Origin of the sequence: Kitasatospora sp. NPDC007106 (assembly GCF_040634455.1) — a bacterium.
GTDB lineage: Bacteria > Actinomycetota > Actinomycetes > Streptomycetales > Streptomycetaceae > Kitasatospora > Kitasatospora arboriphila.
The window spans coordinates 1-3,060 of the sequence record NZ_JBEYFP010000696.1 but is presented as its reverse complement, the minus strand read 5'-3'; the positions used below and the strand labels follow the sequence as shown (position 1 = coordinate 3,060).

General features: G+C 75.0%; 4 protein-coding genes. All 4 read right to left on the bottom strand.

Annotation, left to right across the window (positions count from 1 at the left end):
- Positions 1-27: 27 nt before the first annotated feature.
- Positions 28-801 (bottom strand): pyridoxamine 5'-phosphate oxidase family protein, encoded by a 774-nt coding sequence (locus ABZ641_RS30950; protein ID WP_359987135.1) that lies wholly within the window; start codon positions 799-801, stop codon positions 28-30.
- Between the two features lie 339 nt (positions 802-1,140).
- Positions 1,141-1,422, bottom strand: coding sequence for a dsRBD fold-containing protein (locus ABZ641_RS30945; protein ID WP_344622272.1), 282 nt, complete (start codon positions 1,420-1,422; stop codon positions 1,141-1,143).
- A gap of 184 nt (positions 1,423-1,606) precedes the next feature.
- Entirely contained in the window at positions 1,607-2,173 is a 567-nt protein-coding gene (locus ABZ641_RS30940; protein WP_344622271.1) for a rhodanese-like domain-containing protein, read from the bottom strand.
- A gap of 74 nt (positions 2,174-2,247) precedes the next feature.
- The coding region (locus ABZ641_RS30935) for a sulfite exporter TauE/SafE family protein (RefSeq protein WP_359987131.1) at positions 2,248-3,060 on the bottom strand (813 nt) is incomplete at its 5' end.

The following is a 3,060-nucleotide window of genomic DNA, read 5'->3' as shown; positions in this document are numbered from 1 at the left end:
AAAAAAAATAATTTTTTAATTATACGGCTACCACCTATATATACACCTAATCAAAAACAATATTTCCCTACACGACTTTTTTCCTATGTGGTCAGTTTTTAAAGGGGAGGCGGGGGAACCGCCGCGCCGGATCCGCCGACCGGTCACCGACGACGTCCGGATCCGGACCCAGACGTCCCGCCCCCCACCGACCCACGGGTCGGGCCGGCCGCGGTGTTCCAGATGCTCGACGACCTCCGGCTCGTCCAGCCGTACGGCGGTGCCCCTCACCAGAACGCTCCAGCCCGAACTCAGCGCGTCGTCGATGCGGTCCGCCTCGAACGCGAGCCGTGCGCCGACCTCCGGACACACGCTGCTCCCCTCCGCGGTGCGGTAGACGACCGTACCGTCCATCACCCGGAAGTTGACGGGCAGTGCGACCGGACCGTCCCCGGTGGACAGCACCACCCTGCCGACCCCGCCGGGGGCGAGCTTCGCCCAGCAGGCCGCCGGTGCGAGCTCCTCGACCACCGGCTGCGCGGCCGCTGCCGTCCGCCCGGGCGGCACCTCCGTGCCGGCGCCGAGCAGCTCGCCGACGGAGGTGCCCAGGACGCCGGCGAGCCTGGTGAGGGGTGCCGAGTCGGGTACCGCGGCGGACGACTCCAGGTACTCCAGGTACTCCAGGGCCATGCCGGCGCGCTCCGCCACCTCCTGGCGGCTGAGCCCCAGCCGTTCCCTGCGCAGCGTCACACGCCGTGCGATGTCACCCCGTTGCCCGGCCGGGGCTCCTGCCGTTCCGCTGCCGGTCGGCGGTCTGGACATGGTTCGCTCCTCTCCCTCGACGGCACGGTCGCGGCACGTCTTGCGCGCGATCCGGACCGGGTACGCAGCACGCCGTGCGCAGTGCTGTCCCACCGAACCGAGCAGGGCACCGGCGAACCCGCCGGTGCTCCGGCTCCCCACGACCGGGAGGACCACGTCCTCCTTCCCGTGAACGGCGGCTCCCGGGCGCCGGCCGCCCGCGTCGTGCCGCCGGTCGGCCCGGATCGCCGGACCGCTCGGCGCAAGGCGCGCCGGGACCGTTCCGAGCCGTCCACGCCGACGGCGATCGCCCGTCCTGTCCGGTCGCCGGTCATCGCTCCTCCTCCGGCGCCCCGCCGCTCAGCTGCCGGCCGCGGGCGTGTTGGCGGCGGCGTCGTGCATGCCCGCGACCAGGAGCTGGTGCCCCAGCTCCATCAGGGCGCGCCCGGCCGCGTACTCGTCGCCGATCTCGGGCACGGCGGCATCCTGCGGGTTGCGACGGGAGCTGCTCCGGCTCTGCAGGACGTTGTCGCCGGTGTCGAGCACGCCGTGCGCGGTGGTCGTGTCCCCCGCCTCGAACAGGTCGAGCTTGAGGGTCCAGGTCTTGGTGTGCATCGGCGTGTGGGCCGGTTCTCCGGTCATCGCTCCGTCGCCTCCTCCGGCATGCGGCCGGGTGGGGCGCGTGACCCGCCGTGCGGGTCGCTGCGCCTGCGCCCGTACCACCAGCGTCGGCCGGGGAACCGGGCCGGCGCTGGGGCCGTTCGACCCTGATCCCCTGGACGGACGGGCACGGGACGCCCGTCCCCGGGACCCGGTCCCCGCGGGGTCAGCCGCGGAGGCCGGCCAGGGTCGTGGCCAGATCGGTGCCGGCCGAGCGGGCGCGGTTGTGGGGCAGCCTGCCGAGCAGGTTGCCCATGGCGCAGGTGTTGGTGACGGCGGAGAACGCGAGCCCGGCGCCGACCGCGGCCGAGATCCAGCGGGCGCCGGGCAGCACGAGGTCCGCCAGCACACCGGCGAGGACGAGGCCGCCGGCGACCAGGCGGACCTGCCGGTCCATGGCCCACACGGCGCGTGCGCCGGCGACCCGGTCGAGCGGGTGGCCGTCGCCGGCCCAGGCCGAGGTGCCGCCGGTCAGCGTGAGCGCGGTGATCCCCTCGGCGGCGAGCCGCTCGCAGGCGGTCCGGGAGCGGTTGCCGGAGGCGCACACCACGGCGACCCCGCCCCGCCCGGCCACGGCGCGCAGCGTGGGCATGGCCTCGTCGAGCCGGTCGAGCGGGACGTTGTGGGCTCCGGGGATGTGGCCCGCGGCGTACTCGCCGGGGGAGCGGACGTCGACGACGGTGAACTCGGCGAGGCGGGGGTGCAGCTGGGCGACGGTCACGGGGGTGGTCATGGTGCGGGGGAGTCCTTCCGGAACAGCGGGGCGGGCCGCCCGGGCGGGGGCGCCGGGCGGAGCACGGGGATTCGTCAGCGCAGGGCGTCAACGAGCATGAGGGCGGCGACGGCGAGCAGCGCGACGGCGAAGGCCGTCTGCAGGGCGCGGCCGCTGAAGCGGTCGGCCAGCCGCTTGCCGTCCCAGGCGCCGAGCACGGCGGCGGCGGTGAACGGGGCGATGACCGCCCAGTCGAGGGAGCCGGCCGCTCCGACCCGTGGGACGAGTGCGGCCAGCGAGTTGGCGGAGATGACCAGCAGGCTGGTGCCGACGGCCTCGGCCATGGTGAAGGCGAGGACGGAGACCAGCGCGGGGACGGCGAGGAAGCCGCCGCCCACCCCCAGCAGGCCGGTGACGGCGCCGAGGCCGGCTCCCGCGGTGGCCGAGCGGGCCGGCCCGCTCTCGGCCGGGCGGTCGTCCGGCATCTCCTCCGGGCGGTGCCGTGCGGCGTCCTTCGGTTTGCGGGCGGAGGCGAGCATGCGCCAGGCGGCGGTGCCCGCGAGTGCCGCGAACGCGACGGTGAGCAGGGTGGCGGGCAGGTGCGAGGACAGTGCCCCCGCGGCCGCCGCGACCGGGAGGCCGGCCGCGGCGAACAGCAGGCCGGTGCGCCAGCGGACCCGCCCGGCCCTGGCGTGGGCGAGCAGGCCGGTCAGCGAGGTGACGGCGACGATCAGGAGGCTGGCGGTGCCGGCCTGTGCGGGGGTGAAGCCGAGCAGGTAGATCAGGGCGGGGACGGCGAGCATGCTGCCGCCTCCGGGTTGACCTGGTAGAGCTGGGCGTTCGGCCCGGGGCCGCCGGCGGTGGTGCCGACCGGCACGACGAGTCCGGCGGCCTCCAGCCGGGTCAGC

Coding starts and splice junctions, on each gene's coding strand:
- ABZ641_RS30950 (WP_359987135.1), bottom strand. CDS start 801: ATGTCCAGACCGCCGACCGGCAGCGGAACGGCAGGAGCCCCGGCCGGG.
- ABZ641_RS30945 (WP_344622272.1), bottom strand. CDS start 1,422: ATGACCGGAGAACCGGCCCACACGCCGATGCACACCAAGACCTGGACC.
- ABZ641_RS30940 (WP_344622271.1), bottom strand. CDS start 2,173: ATGACCACCCCCGTGACCGTCGCCCAGCTGCACCCCCGCCTCGCCGAG.